General features: G+C 66.1%; 20 protein-coding genes. 9 read left to right on the top strand and 11 right to left on the bottom strand.

What is annotated here, in order from left to right; translation table 11 throughout:
* The first annotated feature begins 30 nt into the window (after positions 1-30).
* Positions 31-390: a hypothetical protein gene (locus ACQHGV_RS01955; protein ID WP_183952414.1), complete on the top strand. Its 360-nt coding sequence runs from the start codon at positions 31-33 to the stop codon at positions 388-390.
* Between the two features lie 98 nt (positions 391-488).
* Entirely contained in the window at positions 489-2,681 is a 2,193-nt protein-coding gene (gene uvrB, locus ACQHGV_RS01950) for an excinuclease ABC subunit UvrB (RefSeq protein WP_183952415.1), read from the top strand.
* A gap of 178 nt (positions 2,682-2,859) precedes the next feature.
* Here the strand turns inward: uvrB and ACQHGV_RS01945 are convergent, their stop codons facing one another.
* Positions 2,860-3,231, bottom strand: a complete 372-nt coding sequence (locus tag ACQHGV_RS01945) for a PRC-barrel domain-containing protein (protein WP_409789186.1) — start codon at positions 3,229-3,231, stop codon at positions 2,860-2,862.
* A 127-nt stretch (positions 3,232-3,358) separates the two neighbouring features.
* On the opposite strand from ACQHGV_RS01945, the gene ACQHGV_RS01940 reads away from it, so the two are divergent.
* The 3 genes from ACQHGV_RS01940 to ACQHGV_RS01930 all read left to right on the top strand — a co-directional run bounded on the left by ACQHGV_RS01940 (position 3,359) and on the right by ACQHGV_RS01930 (position 6,460).
* Entirely contained in the window at positions 3,359-3,889 is a 531-nt protein-coding gene (locus tag ACQHGV_RS01940; protein ID WP_440979231.1) for a hypothetical protein, read from the top strand.
* A gap of 617 nt (positions 3,890-4,506) precedes the next feature.
* Positions 4,507-5,721, top strand: coding sequence for a toxic anion resistance protein (locus ACQHGV_RS01935; RefSeq protein ID WP_183952418.1), 1,215 nt, complete (start codon positions 4,507-4,509; stop codon positions 5,719-5,721).
* A gap of 4 nt (positions 5,722-5,725) precedes the next feature.
* The gene (locus tag ACQHGV_RS01930) at positions 5,726-6,460 is read left to right on the top strand and encodes a hypothetical protein (protein ID WP_440979230.1); all 735 of its coding nucleotides are present in this window, start codon (positions 5,726-5,728) and stop codon (positions 6,458-6,460) included.
* A 135-nt stretch (positions 6,461-6,595) separates the two neighbouring features.
* Here the strand turns inward: ACQHGV_RS01930 and ruvB are convergent, their stop codons facing one another.
* Positions 6,596-7,621 (bottom strand): Holliday junction branch migration DNA helicase RuvB, encoded by a 1,026-nt coding sequence (ruvB, locus tag ACQHGV_RS01925; protein ID WP_183952419.1) that lies wholly within the window; start codon positions 7,619-7,621, stop codon positions 6,596-6,598.
* Positions 7,622-7,775: 154 nt separating this feature from the next.
* Between ruvB and ACQHGV_RS01920 the strand changes: the two genes are divergently transcribed.
* Positions 7,776-8,669 (top strand): 2-hydroxyacid dehydrogenase, encoded by an 894-nt coding sequence (locus ACQHGV_RS01920; RefSeq protein ID WP_440979229.1) that lies wholly within the window; start codon positions 7,776-7,778, stop codon positions 8,667-8,669.
* 96 nt (positions 8,670-8,765) lie between these two features.
* Here ACQHGV_RS01920 and ruvA read toward each other — a convergent pair whose 3' ends face one another.
* From ruvA to ACQHGV_RS01905, 3 genes are all read right to left on the bottom strand, one after another.
* Entirely contained in the window at positions 8,766-9,362 is a 597-nt protein-coding gene (ruvA, locus tag ACQHGV_RS01915) for a Holliday junction branch migration protein RuvA (RefSeq protein ID WP_440979228.1), read from the bottom strand.
* A 225-nt stretch (positions 9,363-9,587) separates the two neighbouring features.
* Positions 9,588-10,100 carry a crossover junction endodeoxyribonuclease RuvC gene (gene ruvC / locus ACQHGV_RS01910; RefSeq protein WP_183952422.1) on the bottom strand — a complete coding sequence of 171 codons (513 nt, stop codon included), beginning with the start codon at positions 10,098-10,100 and terminating at the stop codon, positions 9,588-9,590.
* A gap of 181 nt (positions 10,101-10,281) precedes the next feature.
* A complete protein-coding gene (locus ACQHGV_RS01905) occupies positions 10,282-11,025 on the bottom strand; it encodes a YebC/PmpR family DNA-binding transcriptional regulator (protein ID WP_307100692.1) in 744 nt (247 codons plus the stop codon).
* A 141-nt stretch (positions 11,026-11,166) separates the two neighbouring features.
* Between ACQHGV_RS01905 and ACQHGV_RS01900 the strand changes: the two genes are divergently transcribed.
* Positions 11,167-12,630, top strand: a complete 1,464-nt coding sequence (locus tag ACQHGV_RS01900) for an ATP-binding protein (protein ID WP_183952424.1) — start codon at positions 11,167-11,169, stop codon at positions 12,628-12,630.
* An 89-nt stretch (positions 12,631-12,719) separates the two neighbouring features.
* Here the strand turns inward: ACQHGV_RS01900 and ACQHGV_RS01895 are convergent, their stop codons facing one another.
* From ACQHGV_RS01895 to ACQHGV_RS01885, 3 genes are all read right to left on the bottom strand, one after another.
* The gene (locus tag ACQHGV_RS01895; protein ID WP_440979227.1) at positions 12,720-13,175 is read right to left on the bottom strand and encodes a hypothetical protein; all 456 of its coding nucleotides are present in this window, start codon (positions 13,173-13,175) and stop codon (positions 12,720-12,722) included.
* Positions 13,176-13,367: 192 nt separating this feature from the next.
* A complete protein-coding gene (locus tag ACQHGV_RS01890; protein WP_058746354.1) occupies positions 13,368-13,628 on the bottom strand; it encodes a DUF2312 domain-containing protein in 261 nt (86 codons plus the stop codon).
* Between the two features lie 145 nt (positions 13,629-13,773).
* Complete coding sequence (locus ACQHGV_RS01885) at positions 13,774-14,076, bottom strand: DUF1244 domain-containing protein (protein ID WP_440979226.1); 303 nt, start codon at positions 14,074-14,076, stop codon at positions 13,774-13,776.
* Between the two features lie 72 nt (positions 14,077-14,148).
* Here ACQHGV_RS01885 and pyk point away from each other — a divergent pair, with 72 nt between their 5' ends.
* Positions 14,149-15,618: a pyruvate kinase gene (pyk, locus tag ACQHGV_RS01880; protein ID WP_440980108.1), complete on the top strand. Its 1,470-nt coding sequence runs from the start codon at positions 14,149-14,151 to the stop codon at positions 15,616-15,618.
* Between the two features lie 101 nt (positions 15,619-15,719).
* Complete coding sequence (locus tag ACQHGV_RS01875; protein ID WP_440979225.1) at positions 15,720-16,241, top strand: GNAT family N-acetyltransferase; 522 nt, start codon at positions 15,720-15,722, stop codon at positions 16,239-16,241.
* Between the two features lie 179 nt (positions 16,242-16,420).
* Here ACQHGV_RS01875 and lpdA read toward each other — a convergent pair whose 3' ends face one another.
* From lpdA to ACQHGV_RS01860, 3 genes are all read right to left on the bottom strand, one after another.
* Positions 16,421-17,815 carry a dihydrolipoyl dehydrogenase gene (gene lpdA, locus ACQHGV_RS01870; RefSeq protein ID WP_440979224.1) on the bottom strand — a complete coding sequence of 465 codons (1,395 nt, stop codon included), beginning with the start codon at positions 17,813-17,815 and terminating at the stop codon, positions 16,421-16,423.
* A 110-nt stretch (positions 17,816-17,925) separates the two neighbouring features.
* Complete coding sequence (gene odhB / locus ACQHGV_RS01865; RefSeq protein WP_440979223.1) at positions 17,926-19,158, bottom strand: 2-oxoglutarate dehydrogenase complex dihydrolipoyllysine-residue succinyltransferase; 1,233 nt, start codon at positions 19,156-19,158, stop codon at positions 17,926-17,928.
* A gap of 114 nt (positions 19,159-19,272) precedes the next feature.
* Positions 19,273-22,254 (bottom strand): 2-oxoglutarate dehydrogenase E1 component, encoded by a 2,982-nt coding sequence (locus ACQHGV_RS01860; RefSeq protein WP_440979222.1) that lies wholly within the window; start codon positions 22,252-22,254, stop codon positions 19,273-19,275.
* Positions 22,255-22,322: the final 68 nt, after the last annotated feature.

Raw genomic sequence — 22,322 nt, 5'->3', positions numbered from 1 at the left:
CGGAAATATCCGGCCAAAGGGAGATAGATCATGGCAATGCATTCGTTCAGCGAGGAAAAAGCACAGGCCGTTTTGGACACTTTCAAGGCGCATCATGAGATGCTGACCGCGCGCGCCAAGTCCATGAACGGCGTCGATCTGGCGGCCAGCGGCGAGTTGACGGTCCGGGCCGAATGCATCAGCGTCGCGGTCGAGAATGGCCAGATCTGCCTGCAGCTGCCGCTCGGCTTCGGCAGCATCTGCCTGCCCATCCCTACCCCCTTCCCCGATGGCACCGCCGCGCAGGCCTGCCTCGACATCTGCACGCCCTATTGGGTTCCCACCGGCGTCAAGATCACCATTTCGATCGCTGGCCATGTCGTCCTGACCAAGGTCGTCGGCAAGTGCTGATCTGACGGGATGGGCCGGCCTCTCACGAGGTCGGCCCATCTTTCCGACCTGCATTTCCATGGGGTGACGAAACGGGAACAGATACCCATATTCCCCCCATGGCGATCCAAATCCGCACCACCCTCGACGAGCCCGAAACCGGGGTCAGCTTCATCCCCCACCGCCCGTCGCGCCCCGAAAAGGCCGAAGGGGGAAAGCGGTTCGAGCTGGTGACGGACTATACGCCGAACGGCGACCAGCCCGCCGCGATCAAGGAACTGACGGCGGCGGCCCGCGCGGGCGACAAGGATCAGGTGCTGCTGGGCGTCACCGGATCGGGCAAGACCTTCACCATGGCCAAGGTGATCGAGGAATTGCAGCGCCCCGCGCTGATCCTCGCGCCCAACAAGATTCTCGCCGCGCAGCTCTATGGGGAGTTCAAGAACTTCTTCCCCAACAACGCGGTCGAATATTTCGTCAGCTATTACGACTATTATCAGCCAGAGGCCTATGTGCCCCGGTCCGACACCTATATCGAGAAGGAAAGCTCGATCAACGAGTCGATCGACCGGATGCGCCACTCGGCGACTCGTGCGCTGCTGGAGCGCGACGACGTGATCATCGTGGCCTCGGTGTCGTGTCTCTATGGTATCGGCTCGGTCGAGACCTATTCGGCGATGATCTTCGACCTGAAAAAGGGGCAGAGCGTCGACCAGCGCGAGATCATCCGCAAACTCGTCGCGCTCCAGTACAAACGCAACGACGCCGCCTTCATGCGCGGCAATTTCCGGGTGCGGGGCGACAATCTCGAAATCTTCCCCTCGCACTATGAGGATTCGGCCTGGCGCATTTCGTTCTTCGGGGACGAGATCGAGGAGATCGTCGAGTTCGATCCGCTGACCGGGAAAAAGGTCGCGAGCCTCAACTCGGTGCGCATCTACGCCAACAGCCACTATGTGACGCCCGGCCCGACGATGAAGCAGGCGGTCGAGGCGATCAAGTTCGAGCTGGCCGAGCGGCTGAAGGAACTGGAGATCGAGGGGAAGCTGCTGGAACGCCAGCGGCTGGAGCAGCGCACGAACTTCGACCTCGAGATGATAGCCGCCACCGGCAGCTGCAACGGCATCGAGAATTACAGCCGCTTCCTGACCGGCCGCCTGCCCGGCGAGCCGCCGCCCACACTCTTCGAATACCTGCCCGAAAATGCGGTGCTGTTCGTCGACGAGAGCCATGTGACGATCGGCCAGATCAACGGCATGTCGCGCGGCGACCATCGGCGCAAGATCACGCTGGCCGAATATGGCTTCCGCCTGCCCTCCGCGATCGACAACCGGCCGCTGCGCTTCAACGAATGGGACGCGATGCGCCCGCAGACGGTCAGCGTCTCGGCCACGCCCGGCAATTGGGAGATGGAGCAGACCGGCGGCGTCTTCGTCGAACAGGTTATCCGCCCCACCGGCCTGATCGACCCGCCGGTCGAGATCAAGCCGGTCGAGGAACAGGTCCAGGACCTGATCATCGAGGCGCGCAAGACCACCGAACTCGGCTATCGCACCCTCGTCACCACGCTGACCAAGCGCATGGCCGAGGACCTGACCGAATATATGCACGAGGCGGGGATCAAGGTCCGCTACATGCACTCCGACGTCGAGACGCTGGAGCGTATCGAGCTGATCCGCGACTTGCGGCTGGGCGTCTATGACGTGCTGATCGGCATCAACCTGCTGCGCGAAGGGTTGGACATCCCCGAATGCGGGCTGGTCGCAATCCTCGACGCCGACAAGGAAGGCTTTCTACGCTCCGAAACCTCGCTGATCCAGACGATCGGGCGCGCGGCGCGCAACGTCGACGGACGCGTGATCCTCTATGCCGACCGGATCACCGGATCGATGGAACGCGCCATGTCGGAGACGTCACGGCGTCGCGAGAAGCAGATGGCGTATAATGCCGAACACGGCATCACGCCGCAGACGATCCGCCGCCAGATCGGCGACATCATCGCGCATGTGGCGTCGGGCGATCAGGTGACCGTGCCGATCGACGAGGACCGTCCGCACATGGTCGGCCATAACTTGCGCGCCTATATCGAGGAACTCGAGAAGAAGATGCGCAAGGCCGCCGCCGACCTGGAATTCGAGGAGGCGGGCCGGTTGCGCGATGAAATCCGGCAGCTGGAGAATGAAGAACTGGGTCTGCCCGTGCATGAGCAGAAGGCCCCGATCATGGGGCGGTCCAACGAGGGCAAGCCGGGGACGCGCAAGACACGGTTCGGGAAGAGCAAGAAGTTTGCCAGCGGGCGAAAGGCGAATTGACTGTTGGGGGTGGGTTGCTTGGCGGTGGCCCTCCCCCATCCCCTCCCGCCTGCGGGAGGGGTGCGTTACTGGGCGAGCGTTAAAGCGCTACGTCTGAGGAGTTCTTGCCGCTGCCACGGGCACGCCCCTCCCGCAGGCGGGAGGGGATGGGGGAGGGCCCTCTCCGCAAGGACCACCCTCACCCCAAATCCAAATTCTCCGTCCCCACCCCATAATAGCCCGCGACGCGGTCGGCATAAGCCTGATCGAACACCGGCGCGTTGTTCGACCAGCTCGGTCCGCCCTCCAGCAGGCGGCGGTCGACCGTGATCACATATTGATCGCCCACCGGATCGAACTGCAACAGGCTGAACGGCACCGGATAGAAGCTCTTGCCCATGCCCAGGAATCCGCCCAGCGCCAGCACGGCATGGGTCGCACGACCCGAACGCTTGTGGACCATGAAGGCATGGACGCTGCCGATCGAATCGCCGTCACGGCTTTCCAGCTTCAGCGTGCCGGACACCGTCGACTGGACGAGGATCAGGGTGGGCGTGTCGTGATCAGCCATAATTAACCTCCGTTTAGACGGCTGAACCCGTTGCCCGTGCCACCGGTTCCGATGCCCGCCGCCCCGGCACGGCCCGTCGCAGCGCGGGGTTGAGCGCGGCCCGCCGCTCGCCCATAGGCTGGGCGCGATGCGTCGCCTGTCCTTTGCCCCGCTTGCCTCGACCCTGGTCCTGGCCACCGCCCTTACCGGCTGTATCCCCGCCACCACGCCGCCCCAGGCGCCGCCGCCGGTGCAGCAGGCCCCGCGCCCCGCCCCGCCCGCGCCGCGTCCGGTGCTGGGGAGTGACTGGCGCGACTGGCCGCTGACGCCGGGCGACTGGCGGTATCAGCGGACGGCGCAGGGCTCGGCTTCGACATACGGTGTAGCGGGCGCGCCCCGGCTGACCCTGTCGTGCGACCTGCGCAACCGCTCGGTACGTCTGGGCCGCCCCGGATCGGTCGCAGGCAGCTGGACGATCCGTACATCGAGCACGGTGCGCAATGTCGCCGCGCAGGCGGGAGCTGCCGGGGCTGAGCTGGTGCTGGCCGCCAATGATCAGCTGCTCGACGCCATGGCGTTCAGCCGGGGCCGCTTCACGATCGAACAGGCCGGCCAGCCGCCACTGGTCATCCCGGCCTATGCCGAGATCGGGCGCGTGATCGAGGATTGCCGGGGCTGACCCCGCCCGATCCGGCGGGCGCAAGATGGTCGGCCAAACATCGTTGCATTACAAGTCTTGTTTATTGGCTTTCGCCTACGCACATTGGCTTTGCGCACTTTGAAAGGGCGCATTGGCTTTAACTAGCGAAAGGAGGTGATCCGATGTCTCATGGTTCAGCAATGGGGTCGGTTCAGTTCGTTCGGGGGACCGGCTTCTGACATCGATAGGCGCGGTTCGGGGGGTATCCTCCCCCAATCAACGGTCGCGTCTGATGTCATGAGGCCCGCATGGTCTCCCGGGCTGGAGCTCTCCGGCCGCTGACCATGTTTAGGGGTTGCCGGGGCCGTCGCGATGACGTCCCGGCAGCCTCTTTTCATTTGGGGGCAACGCCCTCCCACCTATCCCCAACCCCGCCCTCCGTTCAGCCTGAGCGAAGTCGACGGCCACGTACAGATGGGGGCCGATAAGCAGATGGAGGATAGGGAATCCCGTGGCCTTCGACTTCGCTCAGGCTGAACGGGGGTTCAGGATAATGGCAGCATGCCTTCCCATCCCCACGTATTATTCCAGTAATACACTTGAACCCCGCGCCCATCCCCTCCACACTAGCGGCAAGGCATTTGGAGACTGAACGCATGGCCACGACCGCCGACACCGTAACCGCGGATAAAGGGCTGACGCTGACGCCGCCCGATCCCGTGCCGACGGTGGCGCCCGCCCAGGCCGCCGGGCTGGTGCCCGTGGACGACAAGACACGCAGCCAGCTGGAGCAGAAGGTCGACGGCTTCGTCGCCGAACTGATCGCGCAGGACGTGAACAGCCCCGAATTCGGCCGCCGCGTCGATGCGATCACGGCGATGGGGCAAAAGGAAATTCGCGAGGCCGCCAGCCAGTCCAACCGCTTCCTCGACAGGCCCGTCAAGGCGATGGACGGCGAGACCGGCGTCGGCAAGGATCTGACCGAGCTTCGCCGCGTCGTCGAAAGCCTCGATCCCGGTCGCCAGGGCAATCTGTCCGCCCCGCGCAAGCTGCTCGGCATCCTGCCCTTCGGCAACAAGATGCGCGACTATTTCGACGGCTATCGCTCGTCGCAGACGCATATCGCCGCGATCCTCAAGAGCCTGTCCTCGGGCCGCGAGGAACTGCTGATGGACAATGCCGCGATCGATACCGAGCGCGCGAACCTGTGGTCGGCGATGGGTCGGCTGGAGCAGATGATCCATCTGTCCAAGACGATGGACGCCAAGCTGGAGGATACGGCGAACGAGCTGGATCATACCGATCCCGCCAAGGCCAAGGCGATCCGCGAGACCGCGCTGTTCTACACCCGCCAGCGGACCCAGGACCTGCTGACCCAGATGGCGGTCACGGTGCAGGGCTATCTGGCGCTCGATCTGGTCAAGAAGAACAATGTCGAGCTGGTGAAGGGCGTCGACCGCGCCTCGACCACCACCGTCTCGGCGCTGCGGACCGCCGTCACCGTGGCACAGGCGCTGGCCAACCAGAAGCTGGTGCTCGACCAGATCACCGCGCTCAACTCGACCACCGCCAACATCATCGATTCGACCGGCAAGCTGCTGCGCAGCCAGACCGCGCAGATCCACGAACAGGCGGCGGCCTCGACCATCCCGCTGGAGACGCTGCAACGCGCCTTCCAGAATATCTATGACACGATGGATGCGATCGACAGCTTCAAGCTGAAGGCGCTCGATTCGATGAAAACCACGGTCAACACGCTGGGCCAGGAGGTCGAGAAGTCGAAGGGCTATATCGCCCGGGCCGAAGGCGCGCAGAACCCGCAACTGACCGGCGGGTCGGCCGCCTCGTCGTTCAAGCTGGAGGCATTGTAAGCCGGTGACCACCCCCCGCTCGAACGAGGTCGATGCCCAGATCGAGCGTGCGCGCGAAGTGATGGCGCGCATCTCGCAGGATTATCATGGGTCCGCGCAAGGAGCGGTCAAGCGCGTCCGGCGCCAGGCGCGCTCGGTGATGCGCCGGGTGATCCTGATCGCCATCGCCAATGCCGCCATCCTGATCGCGGCGATGGTGACGGGACTGATCCTGCCCGGCGGCATCGGCATCTTCGGCGCGCTGGCGGCGATGCTGTTGATGCTGGCGGTGACGCTGATGATCGCGCTCGCCCCCGCCCCGCGCGCGCCCAGCCCCGCCAAGCTGGCGCAGGTCGACATCAAGGCGCTGCCCGGCCAGACCGAACGCTGGCTGGAGGCGCAGCGCCCGCGCCTGCCCGCCCCCGCCGTCACGCTGGTCGACCGGATCGGCCAGCGGTTGGAAACGCTGTCGCCGCAGCTCGCCGCCGTCGACAACGACACGGTCGAGGCGATGGAGGTCCGCCGCCTGATCGGCGAGCAGCTCCCCGCCTTCCTGCGCGATTACGAACGCGTGCCCGAACCGCTGCGCCGTGTCGAGCGCAACGGGCGGACGCCCGATGCGCAGCTGGTCGATGGCCTGAAGCTGATCGAACAGGAGATTGGCGACATGACCCAGCGGCTGGCGCAAGCCGATCTCGACAGCCTGTCGACGCGTGGCCGCTATCTGGAAATGAAGTATCGCGAGGAAAAGACCGAATGAGCGGGCTGGCGGTGGTGCTGGCGACGCTCTGAGGGTTTTCCCTTGGCCTTCGACTTCGCTCAGGCTGAACGGTGGTAGGGATACTGCCCACCCCCAAACGCCGTTCAGCCTGAGCGAAGTCGAAGGCCACGCCCCTCAGACGTCGAACAACCCGTCCTGCGACCCGATCGGCGGGTTCAGCCCCAGATGCTTCCACCCGCCCGGATTCAAGATCCGCCCCCGCGCCGTGCGCGCCAGTAGGCCGAGCTGGATCAGGAAAGGCTCGATCACCTCTTCGATCGTATCGCGCGGCTCGGACAGGCCGGCGGCGAGCGTCTCCACCCCGACCGGGCCGCCGCGATAGACATCGGCGATCATCGTCAGATAGCGCCGGTCCATCGCGTCGAGCCCCAGCGCGTCGACCTCCAGCCGGTTGAGCGCCTGGTCGGCGGCGGCGGCGTGGACGATCTCGTGCCCCGCCACCGTCGCGAAATCGCGCACCCGGCGCAGCAGCCGCCCGGCGATACGCGGCGTGCCGCGTGAGCGCCGCGCCACCTCGACCGCGCCGTCCTCGGCGATCGGCAGGTCGAGCAGGCGCGCGGCGCGGGTGACGACGCGAGTCAGTTCCTCGACCGTGTAGAATTGCAGCCGCACCGGAATCCCGAACCGGTCGCGCAAGGGGGTGGTCAGCAGCCCCTGCCGGGTCGTCGCCCCCACCAGCGTGAAGCGCGGCAAGTCGATCCGCACGCTCCGCGCCGAAGGTCCTTCGCCGATCATCAGGTCGAGGACGCGGTCCTCCATCGCCGGGTACAGGACCTCCTCGACCGCCGGTTGCAGGCGGTGGATTTCGTCGATGAACAGGACGTCGCCGTCCTCGAGATTGGTCAGCAGCGCGGCCAGATCACCCGACTTGGCGATGACCGGGCCGGAGGTCGCGCGAAAGCCCACGCCCATCTCGCGCGCGATGATCTGCGCCAGTGTCGTCTTGCCCAGGCCGGGGGGTCCGAAGAACAGGACATGGTCGAGCGCGTCGCCACGACTCTTGGCCGCCTGGATGAACACGCGCAGATTGTCGCGCGCCGCATGCTGGCCGACGAACTCGTCCAGATTCTTGGGGCGGAGCGCCGCGTCGACATCCTCGGGACGGCGGCTGGCGGATAACAGGCGGTCTTGGTCGGTCACGCCTGCGCTCCTAGCGGCTGGGCGGCATGGCTGTCGAGCATCGTCGCGAACATTGCACGAACATAGCAGGCGTCGACCGGCATGGACAGCCGTACGGCCCTTAGGCTTGATCCGGGTGGCGGACTCGGGCCGCAAATCGCGCTAGGATGCTGACATGGCAAATGATCTTTTCCTGGCCAGCCCGATTCCGCCCGCGCTCGAAATCGCTTTGGCCGAGCGGTTCACGCTCCACCGCGACACCCCGCCCGGCAGCACCCGCGCGATCGTCGGCGGGGGCATGATGACGGTGGATGCCGCCCTGCTCGATCGCCTGCCCGAGTTGGAGATCATCGCGGTGCACGGCGTCGGCCATGACGGGATCGACCATGACGCGGTCGCCGCGCGCGGCATCCGGATCGCGATCACCCCGGACGTGCTGACCGAGGATGTCGCCGATCAGGCCATCGCGCTGTGGCTGGCGGTCGAGCGGCGGGTCGCCGCCAACGACCGGGCGATGCGGATGGGCAACTGGACGGTGCCGCTGGGCCGACGCGCGAGCGGGCGGCGGATCGGCATTTTCGGGCTGGGCAAGATCGGCCAGGCGATCGCGCGGCGGGCGGAGGGCTTTGGCGGCGACATCCGCTACACCGCGCGTTCGGAAAAGCCGGTGGCGTGGACGTTCGTACCCGATCTGGCGACGCTGGCGGCGGAGAGCGACGTGCTGTTCGTCGCGGCACCCGGCGGGGCGGAGACCCGCAATGTCGTCGATGCGACGGTGCTCGACCGGCTGGGGCCGGAGGGGGTGCTGGTCAATATCGCGCGCGGGAGCCTCGTGGACGAGGAGGCGCTGATCGCCGCGCTGGAGTCACACCGTATCGCGGGGGCCGGGCTGGACGTGTTCGCTGAGGAGCCCGACGTGCCCTATGCGCTGCGACGGATGAACCATGTCGTGCTGGCGCCGCATCAGGGCAGCGCGACGCGGGAGGGCCGTGCGGCGATGGCGGCGATGGTGGTCGCGAATTTGGAGGCGCATTTTGGCGGGCAGGTTCCGCCGGGGTTGCTGGGGTGAGAGATTCCCTTGGGCTTCGACTTCGCTCAGCCTGAACGGCTGTTGTAGATTCCCCAAAACCCCGTTCAGGCTGAGCGAAGTCGAAGCCCACGCCCCTTACTTCGCCGCCTTCCTGAGCGCCAACCGCACCAGCGCATCGAGCGACGCCGCCGCCCCCAATTCCTCTTCCGCCGCCGCGACCGCCGCACTCGCCTCGGCCGGGCGGAAGCCCAGGTTGAGCAGCGCCGACACCGCATCCGCGCCCGCACCGACCGGTGTCGCGACGCCACCCGATCCGGGGGCCAGCACAATGCCGCCGACCTTGTCCTTCAGCTCCATCACGATGCGCTGGGCGAGCTTGGGACCGACGCCATTGGCGCGCGCGACCATCGCCTTGTCGCCGCTGGCGATCGCGCGCATCAGGTCGGCGGGCTCCAGCGCCGACAGGATGGCCAGCGCCACCCGCGAGCCGACACCCTGCACGCCGGTCAACAACCGGAACCAGTCGCGCTCGTCCGCGCTGGCGAAACCGACGAGACGGATGGAATCCTCGGACACCAGCATCTCGGTATGCAGCATCGCCGCCTCGCCCACCGGCCCGATCGACGACAGCGTCCGTGCCGACGCGCCGACTAGATAGCCCACGCCGCCGACATCGATCACCGCATGGTCGATGCCGGTGGAGTCCAAACGTCCCTTGAGATGCGCGATCATCGGGATGGGTTAGAACAAAAGGGGGTGGACGTCACGGGGGTTATCGTTGGGGTTGTCGCTTGTGGCCAGCCCTCCCCCATCCCCTCCCGCTTGCGGGAGGGGTGCGTTACTGAGCTATCCGCAAGCGCCACTCCGAGGTGTTCCTGCTAGGGAAGCCTGGCACGCCCCTCCCGCAAGCGGGAGGGGATGGGGGAGGGCCTTGCCACGAGCGAGACGCCTCAACTATCACCCCACCCTACGCGCCATCGCTCGCGCACTCGCCAGATGATGCGCATGCGTGATCGCCACCGCCAGCGCGTCCGCCGCATCCGGACCCGTCAGCTTCACCCCGGGCAACAGATGCCCGACCATCGCCTGCACCTGCTTCTTGTCCGCGCCGCCGGTGCCGACGGTCGCCTTCTTGACGATGCTGGGATGATATTCGCCGACGATCAGCCCGGCCTGCGCCGCCGAGAGCAGGACGACGCCGCGCGCCTGGCCCAGCTTCAGTGTCGACTGCGCATTGCTGTTGCCCAGCACTTCCTCCACGGCCGCGCCGTCGGGCTGCTGCTGGCGGATCACGTCATAGAGCGCGGCGTGCAGGTTCGCGAGGCGGCGCGGCAGCGGCATTGACGGCTCGGTCTTGATCTGGCCGTTGGCGACATGGCGCAGGCGATTGCCCTCCGCCGCGATCACCCCCCAGCCGGTGGTGCCGAGACCGGGGTCGAGGCCAAGGATGATGGCGGGGGGTGGGGTCAAGACGTTGATATACTCAGAGATCGCGGGCCGGCGGCAACAACGTGCTCATCGGGATCATCGATGACAGTAAGGATAGCGCCGACCGGGCTTGGCGCGCAACGGTGATCGTGCCCCGCCCCTCCACCACCGGGCTTTGCCCGGCGGTCCCCCTCCCCAAGCCGAGCTTGGGGAGGATTGGGGATCAGCCCAGCTTTTCCATCACCTCGTCGGAGACTTCGTAATTGCCCCAGACGGTCTGGACGTCGTCGTCATCATCCAGCGTGTCGATCAGCTTGAACAAAGTCGCCGCCGCCGCTTCGTCGACCGCGACCATGGTCTGCGGACGCCAGGCCAGCTTGGCGCCTTCCGCCTCGCCCAGCACCGGCTCCAGCGCCTTGGCGACTTCGTGGAGGTCGGCCTGTGCGGTCCAGATTTCATGGCCGTCCTCGGTGGAGGTCACGTCTTCCGCGCCCGCTTCCAACGCCGCCTCGAACACCTTTTCCGCGTCACCGGCGCTGGCGGGATAGTTGATCAGGCCCATCCGGTCGAAGCCATGGCTGACCGAGCCGGCGGTGCCCAGGTTGCCGCCATTCTTCGACACCGCGGTGCGCACGTTGGTCGCGGTGCGGTTGCGATTGTCGGTCAGCGCCTCGATGATAAGGCTGACGCCGCCGGGGCCGAAGCCCTCATAGCGGATTTCCTCGTAATTCTCCCCGTCGCCGCGCGAGGCCTTGTCGATCGCGCGCGCGATATTGTCCTTGGGCATCGAGGCCGCCTTGGCCGCGTTGACGGCGGCGCGCAGACGCGGGTTCATGTCCGGATCGGGCGTGCCCATCTTCGCCGCGACGGTAATTTCGCGGGAGAGCTTGGAAAATGCCGCCGAGCGCTTCTTATCCTGCGCGCCCTTGCGGTGCATGATGTTCTTGAATTTGCTGTGGCCTGCCATCGGTGCCTCTTAAGATGATCGCGCTCTGTACGACTGCGCGAGGGGCTTTGCCAACCCGTCGATCGTTCACCCCCGGCCGCCGCCTTCCGGAGAATCAAATGCCTTGCCCCCTGGGGCGTTGATCGGCCAAACGCCAGAGTCATGACGGTACGCGTGGATATGGGAACCGATGAGCGTGGCTCGTCGGTGCCGATCGATCTTGAGGAACTGCTGGCGACCCGCCTGCTGGTGCAGGGCAATTCGGGGTCGGGAAAGTCGCATCTGCTGCGCCGCCTGCTGGAAAAGTCCGCGGGCCAGGTGCAACAGGTGGTCATCGACCCCGAAGGCGATTTCGTCACCCTGTCCAAGGCATACGGCCATGTCGTGATCGAGGCGGGCGACTATGCCGAGCGTGAGGTCGGGCGTTTCGCCAGCCGGATTCGCGAGCACCGCGCCTCGGTGGTGCTTAGCCTGGAGGGGCTGGAGATCGAGGGACAGATGCGGTGCGCCGCGACCTTCCTGAACGCGCTGTTCGATGCCCCGCGTGAGCATTGGTATCCCGCACTCGTGGTGGTCGATGAGGCGCAGCTCTTCGCCCCCACGACGGGGGGCGAAGTGACCGAGGAGGTCCGCCGCGCCTCGCTGTCCGCGATGACCAACCTGATGTGTCGCGGCCGCAAGCGCGGGCTGGCGGGCGTGATCGCGACCCAGCGACTCGCCAAGCTGGCTAAGAATGTCGCGGCGGAGGCGTCCAACTTCCTGATGGGCCGCACCTTCCTCGACATCGACATGGCGCGCGCGGCCGATCTGCTCGGCATGGAACGGCGGCAGGCCGACTCGATCCGCGATCTGGCGCGCGGCACCTTCCTGGCGCTGGGGCCGGCGGTGTCGCGCCGGCCGATCACGGTGAAGATCGGCGCGGTCGAGACCTCGGCGCGTTCGGGCAGCCCCAAGCTGACCCCCCTGCCCGATGCGCCGCCGCCAGACTTGCAGGAACTGCTCTTCGCGCCTGTCGAGGAAGCGCCGACCCTGCCGATGACCTTCGACTCGCGGCCGCGCCGGGTGCCCGCCGAGGAGTTGATGGCCGATCTCGGCCGCCCGCCGCTGCCCACCACCGCCGCACCGCCCCCGCCAGAAATGGATGAGGGCGAGGTCGAGGCGATCTACGAACAGGTGCTGCGCGCGATCGTCGAGGACCCCGAATCGACCTTCCGCCCCGCCTCGGTCCTGTTCCAGGATTTCCAGGTGCGCTGCCGCATGGCGGGGCTGGCCCGGCCGCCGCTCGACCTGAACGGCTTTGCCCGGCGTCTGTCCTGCGCGCGGGCGGGGATTTTCGACGTCAACGATCCCGATTGGCAGGAGGCGCTGGCGCTGGCCGCGATGCTGCCCGACGACATGCTGGGCGCGTTCCTGCTGGTCGCGCGGGCCGCGCGCGAGGGGCTGCCTTGCCCACCGGATACCAAGATCGCCGAGACGTACGGGACCAGTTCGCTCGGCCGGGTGAAGCGGCTGATCGCCTATATCGAGAGCCGCGACCTGTTCGTCTGCCGCACCGACCTGACGGGGAAGCGGTCGATCACGATTCCGCGGCTGGGGTGGACGACCCAGGCGGCGGAGATGGGGTGAGGGTTTCGCTTGGCCTTCGACTTCGCTCAGGCTGAACGGAGGTTGGGCTTATGCGAGAGAGAGGCCATTACCCCCTCATATCTGCTACATTACGGGAATGGACCCTTGGCGAACGAGTGCTGCCAACCTTCCGCTCCCATCAGGTGGCCGTTCTCGAATGTGAAATTTATCCGCGTAATCCGCTTCTCGCGATTTGCAATGAAATCGACCGTCACCTGTTGGCTTCGACATGCGTCATCCGGGATGTCCATGTAATCCCAACCGAGAAAGCGATACTCGTCGGCATTCATCCGCTTGGCAAGCGACCGGGCACCAGCCGCACCCTTGCCTGGTAAACCCACGTCTCCGACAATAACGGTAAGAACCGCGTCCTTATCGATCAACGCGTTCAATACATTATCTGATGCAGACCCGGATGTTGCCGCAGCGGCCATGATGCCTACCGCACGGCGGCTGAGCGCCTCATGGACCGCACGACCGCCCTTAATTGCCGTCAGATCACAGTTTTGGACAGCCAAGCCGGCCAGAAGGATTGTGAGAACCATGGCTGTAAGCTGGCAGACCTGCGTAAAGGCTGCAATCGTACACAGCCGTTCCTCTATACGCTGCCATCAAGCACCACCCCCGTTCAGCCTGAGCGAAGTCGAAGGCCACGCCCCGCCATCCGCCACAAACAAAAAGGGCGACGGAGCCACCAGCCCTGCCGCCCTTCGCATTTCCGAAACCCGAAACCGGGATCAGATCATGCCCAGCGCCTTCATATACACTTCGAGGATGGCTTCCTCTTCCTGATATTCTTCGCGCTTCTTCTTGCGGATCTGCATGATCTTCTTGATCGCCTTGGGGTCGTACCCGCGCGCCTTGGCTTCGGCGAAGACATCCTTGATGTCGTCCGAAATGCCCTTCTTCTCTTCTTCCAGCCGCTCGGCCCGCTCGATCAGCAGGCGCAGCTCGTCGGCCGTCACATTGCCGCTGCTGTCGAAATTCTCGTCCGCCATTGTCTTACAACCTTCTTGAAATCCGGTCCGCTCCCAGGAATCCGCCGCCACGACGCACGTGCCCACCCATGGGCAAGGTCGGTCCGGCGCGGATGTCGGGATCGGGGGCGGTCTAGGCGGTTCCGAGGCCGGGCTCAAGCAGGTGTTAACGGTTCTTCTTCACGCTTTCGGCCATGCGTGCCAGCTGCTCAGGGCTGGCTTCGGCCTGATGCTCGGCCTTCCACTGATCGTACGGCATGCCATAGATCGCTTCGCGCGCGGTCGCCTTGTCGACGCCCGCCGCCTCGCCCACCCAGTCGGAGAGGCAGTTGCGGCAAAACCCCGCCAGCCCCATCAGGTCGACATTCTGCGCATCCGTCCGGTGGCGCAGGTGCATCACCAGCCGCCGGAACGCTGCCGCCGCCGCCTGATCATCGATTGCATTCAACGCATCTACGCTATCGCTCATATTCGTCGCTCCTAGGTTGATCGTAACGCATTAGGCTTTAGGAAACAGGCCGCAAAGCAGCAGGATGTGATGATGACCAAGGCCCTCCCCCCGCGTTCGCGCAAAGTCCGCGTTCTCGCCACGCTCGGCCCGGCCAGCAGCGATCCCGAGACGATCGCCACCCTGTTCCAGGCGGGGGCGGATGCGTTCCGCATCAATATGAGCCATGGCGACCAGCAATCGAAAATCCCGCTGATCCAGGCGATTCGCGCGCTGGAGGAGCGGTTCGGTCGCCCGACCACCATCCTGGCCGACCTTCAGGGCCCCAAGCTGCGCGTCGGAAAGTTCGCCGATGGCAAGGTCATGCTGGAAACCGGCAGTACCTTCATCCTCGACCGCGATCCGACGCCGGGCGACGCGACCCGGGTCGAGTTGCCGCACAAGGAGATCTTCGCCGCGATCGAGCCAGGCGCGCGCCTGCTGCTTGACGACGGCAAGCTCGTCCTGCGCGTCGCCTTCCATGATGCGGAAAAGATCACCACGCTGGTCGAGGTCGGCGGCGCGCTGTCGAACAACAAGGGGTTGAACGTCCCCGACGTCGTGCTGCCCATGGCCGCGCTGACCGAGAAGGACCGGTCCGACCTGAACTTCGCGGTCGAGCAGGGCGTCGACTGGATCGCGCTGTCCTTCGTGCAGCGGCCTGAGGACCTGATGGAAGCGCGCGGCCTGATCAAGGGGCGCGCGGCACTCCTCGCCAAGATCGAGAAGCCGCAGGCGATCGACCGGCTGGAGGAAATCGTCGAACAGTGCGACGGCGTGATGGTCGCGCGCGGCGACCTGGGCGTCGAGCTGCCGCCGCAGGCGGTGCCGCCGCTCCAGAAGCGCATCGTCGAGGTGTCGCGCCGCATGGGCCGCCCAGTCGTCGTCGCCACCCAGATGCTCGAGTCGATGATCCAGAGCCCCTCGCCCACCCGCGCCGAGGTGTCGGACGTGGCGACCGCCATCTATGACGGCGCCGACGCGATCATGCTGTCGGCCGAGTCGGCGGCGGGGTCCTGGCCGGTCGAGTCGGTCGCGATGATGAACGCGATCGGCGTATCGGTGGAGAACGACCCCGGTCACGGCGAGCGCGTCCACTTCACCGCGATGACCCCCGACCCGACCACCGCCGACGCGCTGGCAGAGGCCGCCGCCGGCATCTCGCGCACCGTGTCGTCCAAGGCGATCATCTGCTTCACCACCAGCGGCTCGACCGCACGCCGCGTCGCGCGCGAGCGTCCCTCGGTGCCGATCCTGGTCCTGACGCCGCAGCTGGAGACGGCGCGGCGCCTGGGCCTGCTCTGGGGCTGTCACGCGGTCCACACCCGCGACGTCGAGTCCTTCGAGGAGATGGTTGCCAAGTCCAAGCGCATGGCGCTGCGCCACGGCATCGCCGAGGCGGGCAACCAAGTCGTGCTGATGGCCGGCGTCCCCTTCCGCACGCCGGGGTCGACCAACGTGCTGCACGTCACCCGCATCATGGGCGACGAACTGGCCAATTACGGCGACCGCAGCGAGGCGTAAGCGCCGGGTCCGATACGAAAAGGGCGGCGGCGCGACAGCGTTGGCCGCCTTTTTTGTGCCCGATGCCGGTGCGATGGCTTGAGCGCTCGATAGGCAAGATCATGATCCGCACTCTTGATACCCGTCCCGACCTCGCTACCCCGCGCCTGGCGCTGCGACGCCCCGCCGAGCACGATGTCGCGGCGATCGTGTCCATCGTCGGCGATTGGGAGGTCGCGCGCCGTCTGGCCCGCGTACCGCACCCTTGCGGCCCGGACGACGCCCGCTTCTTTCTGGAACGGGTCGTGCCTGCCGAATGGGTATGGGCGATCACGCTGGGGGACGAGGACCGGCTGATCGGCGCGGTCGGGCTCACGCCGGAGGAGGGAACGGCCGAGCTGGGCTATTGGCTGGCCCCGGCGCATTGGGGGCAAGGGATCGCGACCGAGGCGGCGCGGGCCGTCGTCGATTTCGGGTTGGAGCATCTTGGTCTTGCCAGACTGACTTCGGGCTATTTCGAGGAAAATCCGGCCTCGGGCCGGGTGCTGGCCAAGCTGGGCTTTGTCGAAACCGGCCGCGTCATGCGCCCCTGCGTCGCCGTCGGTGGCGACGTGCCATCGGTGCGGATGATCCTGGAGCCCTGATCCTCCCCGGCACGGGGAGGTGGCAGGGCGCAGCCCTGACGGAGGGGGGCTTCCTCGCAGGACATACCTTCCGGAACGCCCCCACACCCCCTCCCCGTACCGGGGAGGATTTTTGCTCATAACAAAAGGGGCGAGCACCTCGCGATGCCCGCCCCCCTTCGTTTCTCGCCGGGAACAGATCAGATGTGGATCGGCTTGCCCTGCACCGCCATGGCGGCTTCCTTGAGCGCCTCGGCATGGGTCGGGTGCGCGTGGCAGGTATAGGCGATGTCTTCCGACGTCGCGCCGAACTCCATCGCCTGGGCGGCCTGCGCGATCATCGTGCCGGCGAGCGAGGAGATGATCCACACGCCCAGCACACGGTCGGTCTTGGCGTCGGCGATGACCTTCACGAAGCCGTCGGTGTCGCGGTTGGTCTTGGCGCGGCTGTTCGCCATGAAGGGGAACTTGCCGACCTTGACCTCGCCGCGTTCCTTGGCGGCCTCTTCCGACAAACCGACACCGGCGATCTCGGGCATGGTGTAGACGACGCTGGGGATGACGTCGTGGTTCACGATGCCGGTTTGACCTGCGATGTTCTCGGCCACCGCGACGCCTTCGTCCTCGGCCTTGTGCGCGAGCATCAGGCCCGGCGCCACGTCGCCGATCGCCCAGACGCCGTCGACATTGGTCGCGAAGTCATGGTCGATCTCGACCTGGCCACGGCCGTTCAGCTTCACGCCGGCGGCTTCCAGGTTCAGCCCGTCGGTGTTGGGCTTGCGGCCGATCGCGACCAGCACGGCGTCGGCCGACAGCGTTTCCGCCGCACCGCCCGCCGCCGGTTCGACCGACACGGTCGCGCGGTCGCCCTCGACGGTGACGCCGGTCACCTTGGTCGAGGTCTTCAGCTCCATGCCCTGCTTCTTGAACAGCTTGGCCGATTCCTTGCGGACCTCTCCGTCGAAGCCGGGCAGGATCTGGTCGAGATATTCGACCACCGTGACCTTCGCGCCCAGACGCCGCCAGACCGAGCCCAGCTCCAGGCCGATCACGCCGCCGCCGATGACGACCAGATGCTCCGGCACCTTGGGCAGCGCCAACGCGCCGGTCGAGTCGACCACGACCTTCTGGTCGATCTCCACACCCGGCAGCGGGGTGACGACCGAGCCGGTCGCGATCACGATGTCACGCGCGGTGACGGTCTGGTCACCGACCTTGACCGTGCTCGAATCCTGGAACGCGGCCTTGCCCTTCAGCCAGGTGACCTTGTTCTTCTTGAAGAGATACTCGATGCCGCCGGTCAGCTCGCCGACCGCCTTGGTCTTTTCGGCGTGCATCTGGTCGAGGTTGAGCTTGGCCCCCTCGATCTCGACGCCGAACTTGGCGAGGGCACCGTGCGATGCTTCCTCGAACAGCTCGGAGGCGTGGAGCAGCGCCTTGGACGGGATGCAACCGACATTGAGGCAGGTGCCGCCCAGCGTCTCGCGCGACTCGGCGCACGCGGTCTTCAGGCCCAGCTGCGCCGCGCGGATCGCCGCGACATAGCCGCCGGGGCCAGCGCCGATCACCAGGACGTCATAGTCATACTCAGCCATTTGTCTCTCCCGTTCCCCGGCGTTCGGGGTCCAGCCTGCGGGCGCACCCGCCTTCATACAGCAATAACGGACCCTCGCCGGTGCAAGGGTCCGTATAGGTCACAAACCGATCAGAGGTCGATCAGGATGCGGGTCGGGTCTTGGATCGCGTTCTTCAGCGCGACGAGGAAGGTCACTGCCTCGCGGCCGTCGATGATGCGGTGGTCATAGGACAGCGCCAGGTACATCATCGGACGGATCACGATCTGGCCGTCGACGACGACCGGGCGCTCCTCGATGCGGTGGAGGCCCAGCACCGCCGACTGGGGCGGGTTGATGATCGGGGTCGACATCAGCGAGCCGAAGACGCCGCCGTTGGAGATGGTGAAGGTGCCGCCCTTCATCTCTTCCATCTTCAGCGTGCCGTCCTTGGCGCGCTTGCCGAAGTCGCCGATCGTCTTTTCGATGCCCGCGACCGTCAGGTCCTGCGCGTCGCGGATGACCGGCACGACCAGGCCGTTCGGGGCCGAGACGGCGACCGAGATGTCGGCATAGTCGTGATAGACGATCTCATCGCCCTCGATCGAGGCGTTGACCGACGGAATGTCCTTCAGCGCCATCGTCGCGGCTTTCACGAAGAAGCCCATGAAGCCCAGGCGGACGCCGTGCTTCTTCTCGAACAGGTCCTTATACTTGGCGCGCGCCTCGATCACCGCGGTCATGTCGACGTCGTTGAACGTCGTCAGCATCGCGGCGGTGTTCTGCGCTTCCTTCAGGCGCTTGGCGATCGTCTGACGCAGGCGCGTCATTTTTACGCGCTCTTCCTTGCGGGCCGAACCGGCCGGAGCCGCAGCGGCAGGAGCAGCGGCCGGGGCCGGGGCGCTCGACTTGTTCGCGGCGGCGGCGGCGACGTCTTCCTTGGTGATGCGACCGTCCTTGCCGGTGCCCTTGATCGTCGCGGGGTCGAGGCCATGCTCAAGCACCGCACGACGCACCGACGGCGACAGCGCTGCGGGCGAGTCGCTCGACTCATCAGCGGCAGCAGGGGCCGCAGCCGGGGCGGGAGCCGCCGCCGGCGCTGCGGTCACGGCCGGGGCCGCCGCTTCGGTCTTGGCCGGGGCCGAGCCACCAGCGTCGACGGTCGCGAGCAGCGCGCCGACCTGCACCGTGTCACCGACCTTCACGGCATGTTCACCCATGACACCAGCCACCGGCGAGGGCACTTCGACCGAGACCTTGTCGGTTTCCAAGCTCGCGATCGGCTCGTCGACGGCCACCGCGTCACCCGGCTGCTTCAGCCATTCGCCCAGAGTCGCCTCGGAGATCGATTCACCCAATACCGGGACCAGAACTTCAGTCGCCATTTCCATTTCCTCCGCCCGGTCCATCGACCGGGGCTCTTACGCGGGCGGGCAAAACGCCCGCGCCAGATTTCATCCCTCCCCGGCTCGGTCACGAACCGGGGAACTCGGTAAAGATCAGTCCGCCGCCTGCGTCGTCGGCTTGGCGGTCGTGTTGCTGCCCTCGGCGCGCGTCCGGCGGATTTCGTCGCGGACGTTGTGGCCCAGCGCATCGGCGACCAGCGCGCCCTGCTCGGCGGTGTGGCGCTTCATCAGGCCGGTGGCGGGCGAAGCCGCCGCCGCGCGACCCGCATAGCGCGCCCGCTTCACGCTCGCACCGGCCTCGGCCAGCGCTTCCTCGATCAGCGGTTCGACGAAGAACCAGTAACCGTTGTTCTTCGGCTCTTCCTGCGCCCAGACCACGTCCTGCAGGTTCGGCATGCGCACGATCCGCTTGGCGAGCGCATCGCTCGGGAACGGATAGAGCTGTTCGACGCGCACGATCTGCGTGCCCGTGTCGCCCGCCGCATCGCGTGCCTCGATCAGGTCGTAAGCGACCTTGCCGGTGCACAGGACCAGCCGCGTCGTCGCCTCGTCGGCGGCACCGTTGGTGTCCGACAACAGGCGGCGGAAGTGGCTGTCGCCCTGGAAGTCCTCGGCCTTCGACACCGCGAGCTTGTGACGCAGCAACGACTTGGGCGTCATGACGATCAGGGGCTTGCGGAAGTTACGGTGCATCTGACGGCGCAACAGGTGAAAATAGTTGGCCGGGGTGGTGCAGTTCGCAACCTGGATATTGTCGTTGGCGCAGGACTGGAGGAAGCGCTCAGGCCGTGCCGAGCTATGCTCCGGCCCCTGCCCTTCATAACCATGCGGCAGCAGCATCACGAGGCCGTTGGCGCGCAGCCACTTGGACTCGCCCGACGTGATGAACTGGTCGATCATGATCTGCGCGCCGTTGACGAAGTCGCCGAACTGCGCCTCCCACATGACCAAAGTCTTCGGATCGGCCAGTGCATAGCCATATTCGAAGCCCAGCACGCCGTACTCGGACAATGGGCTGTCCAGCACCTCGAAGCTGCCATGCTCGACGGTCTTGAGCGGCACATACTTATGCTCGTCGGTCTGGTCGACCCAGACGGCGTGACGCTGCGAGAAGGTGCCGCGACCCGAATCTTGGCCCGACAGGCGGACGCCATAGCCTTCCGACAGCAGCGAACCGAAGGCCAGCGCCTCGCCGGTCGCCCAGTCGAAATTCTCGCCGGTCGTGAACATCTGGCGCTTGGCATCGAGCACGCGGTTCAGCGTCTTGTGGACCTGCAAGCCTTCGGGGATCGTGGTCAGCGTACGGCCGATCGCGTCGAACAGCTTCTTGTCGAGGCCGGTCTCCACGTTGCGGCGACCCTGATCACTTTCCTTGGGTGCCGACAGCCCCGACCAACGACCGGCGAACCAGTCGGCCTTGTTGGGCTTGTAGCTCTGGCCCGCCTCAAACTCGCCTTCGCAGCGGGTGGTGTACTGCTTGATATTCTCGTCAACCCAGGCCTGATCGACCACGCCCTCGGCGACGAGGCGCTTCGCGTAGGTCTCGGCCACGCCGGGATGCGAGCGGATCTTGTTGTACATCAGCGGCTGGGTGAAGCCCGGCTCGTCGCCCTCGTTATGACCGAAGCGGCGATAGCACCACATGTCGATCACGATGTCGCGGTGGAACGTCTGGCGGAACTCGATCGCCATCTTGGTGGCGAAGGTCACCGCCTCGGGATCGTCGCCATTGACGTGGAAGACCGGCGCCTGGACGCCCTTGGCCACATCCGACGGATAGGGCGAGGAGCGCGCGAACTGCGGCGAGGTGGTGAAGCCCACCTGGTTGTTGATGATGAAGTGGACGCAGCCGCCCGTGTTGTAGCCACGGATGCCCGAGAAGCCGAGGCACTCCCAGACGATGCCCTGGCCCGCAAAGGCGGCGTCGCCATGGATCAGCACCGGCACCGAGGCCGAGTGGTCCTCCAGATCGCCCGCGATCGTCTGGATCGCGCGGGTCTTGCCCAGCACGACCGGGTTCACCGCCTCGAGGTGCGAGGGGTTCGCGACCAGCGACATATGGACCTTGTGGCCGTCGAACTCGCGGTCGGTCGAGGTGCCGAGGTGATACTTCACGTCGCCCGAACCGCCGATGTCATCGGGGTTGGCCGAACCACCGGCGAATTCGTGGAAGATCACGCGCAACGGCTTGGCCATCACGTTCGCCAGCACGTTCAGACGGCCGCGATGCGCCATGCCGAACACGATCTCGCGCACGCCCATCTGGCCGCCATATTTGATGACCGATTCGAGCGCGGGGATCATCGACTCGCCGCCGTCCAGGCCGAAGCGCTTGGTGCCGACATACTTCTTGCCGAGGAACTTTTCCCACTGCTCGGCCTCGATGACCTTGTTCAGAATGGCCTTCTTGCCATCGACGGTGAACTCGATCGCCTTGTTCTGGCCTTCCATCCGGTCCTGGAGGAAGCGGCGCTCCTCCACGTCCGCAATGTGCATGTACTCAAGGCCGACATTGCCGCAGTAATTCTTGCGCAGCGTGTCGACCAGCTCACGAACGGTCGCCCATTCGAAGCCCATCGTGCCGCCCAGATACACCTTGCGGTCGAGATCGGCGTCGGTGAAGCCGTGATATTCGGTCTTCAGGTCTTCGGGCAGCTCACGCAGGCCCGACAGGCCGAGCGGATCGAGATTGGCAGCAAGATGGCCGCGCACCCGGTAAGTGCGGATCAGCATCTGCGCGCGGATCGCGTCGCCCGCCGCCTTGACGATGTCGGCGGTCGAGGGGGCTGCGGCCGCAGCGGCCGCCGGGGCGGGCTTGCCACCCTTGGCAGGCTTGGGAGCCGGTTCCATCTGGGTCGGGTCGAGACCCGCCGTCAGATCGTCGGTCGAGGTCAGCGGCCAGCGCTTGTTCTGCCAGCTGGGGGCGCCCACGCCCTGCTCCAGACCCTCGAAGAAGGTCCGCCAGCCCGCATCGACCGACGACTGGTCGGCCTGATACTTGGCGTAGAGCGTTTCGATGAAGGCGGGGCTGACGCCCGCCGCGATGTCGCTGAATTCCTGGCCTTCGTAGCCCATGAGACGCTTCCTCGACCGCCCGTCTTCTTCATGATCGCCACCCCGGCACATCCGCCTGGGGTCCGCAG

Origin of the sequence: Sphingomonas pseudosanguinis (genome assembly GCF_052056765.1) — a bacterium.
Lineage (GTDB): Bacteria > Pseudomonadota > Alphaproteobacteria > Sphingomonadales > Sphingomonadaceae > Sphingomonas > Sphingomonas pseudosanguinis.
This window is presented reverse-complemented; position numbering and strand designations above follow the sequence as displayed.

What these genes read in the sequence shown, in the direction of transcription:
- ACQHGV_RS01955 (WP_183952414.1), top strand. Translation starts at nt 31, where the DNA reads ATGGCAATGCATTCGTTCAGCGAGGAAAAAGCACAGGCCGTTTTGGAC.
- uvrB (WP_183952415.1), top strand. Translation starts at nt 489, where the DNA reads ATGGCGATCCAAATCCGCACCACCCTCGACGAGCCCGAAACCGGGGTC.
- ACQHGV_RS01945 (WP_409789186.1), bottom strand. Translation starts at nt 3,231, where the DNA reads ATGGCTGATCACGACACGCCCACCCTGATCCTCGTCCAGTCGACGGTG.
- ACQHGV_RS01940 (WP_440979231.1), top strand. Translation starts at nt 3,359, where the DNA reads ATGCGTCGCCTGTCCTTTGCCCCGCTTGCCTCGACCCTGGTCCTGGCC.
- ACQHGV_RS01935 (WP_183952418.1), top strand. Translation starts at nt 4,507, where the DNA reads ATGGCCACGACCGCCGACACCGTAACCGCGGATAAAGGGCTGACGCTG.
- ACQHGV_RS01920 (WP_440979229.1), top strand. Translation starts at nt 7,776, where the DNA reads ATGGCAAATGATCTTTTCCTGGCCAGCCCGATTCCGCCCGCGCTCGAA.
- ruvA (WP_440979228.1), bottom strand. Translation starts at nt 9,362, where the DNA reads ATGATCGCGCATCTCAAGGGACGTTTGGACTCCACCGGCATCGACCAT.
- ACQHGV_RS01905 (WP_307100692.1), bottom strand. Translation starts at nt 11,025, where the DNA reads ATGGCAGGCCACAGCAAATTCAAGAACATCATGCACCGCAAGGGCGCG.
- ACQHGV_RS01900 (WP_183952424.1), top strand. Translation starts at nt 11,167, where the DNA reads ATGACGGTACGCGTGGATATGGGAACCGATGAGCGTGGCTCGTCGGTG.
- ACQHGV_RS01895 (WP_440979227.1), bottom strand. Translation starts at nt 13,175, where the DNA reads ATGGTTCTCACAATCCTTCTGGCCGGCTTGGCTGTCCAAAACTGTGAT.
- ACQHGV_RS01890 (WP_058746354.1), bottom strand. Translation starts at nt 13,628, where the DNA reads ATGGCGGACGAGAATTTCGACAGCAGCGGCAATGTGACGGCCGACGAG.
- ACQHGV_RS01885 (WP_440979226.1), bottom strand. Translation starts at nt 14,076, where the DNA reads ATGAGCGATAGCGTAGATGCGTTGAATGCAATCGATGATCAGGCGGCG.
- pyk (WP_440980108.1), top strand. Translation starts at nt 14,149, where the DNA reads ATGACCAAGGCCCTCCCCCCGCGTTCGCGCAAAGTCCGCGTTCTCGCC.
- ACQHGV_RS01875 (WP_440979225.1), top strand. Translation starts at nt 15,720, where the DNA reads ATGATCCGCACTCTTGATACCCGTCCCGACCTCGCTACCCCGCGCCTG.
- lpdA (WP_440979224.1), bottom strand. Translation starts at nt 17,815, where the DNA reads ATGGCTGAGTATGACTATGACGTCCTGGTGATCGGCGCTGGCCCCGGC.
- odhB (WP_440979223.1), bottom strand. Translation starts at nt 19,158, where the DNA reads ATGGCGACTGAAGTTCTGGTCCCGGTATTGGGTGAATCGATCTCCGAG.
- ACQHGV_RS01860 (WP_440979222.1), bottom strand. Translation starts at nt 22,254, where the DNA reads ATGGGCTACGAAGGCCAGGAATTCAGCGACATCGCGGCGGGCGTCAGC.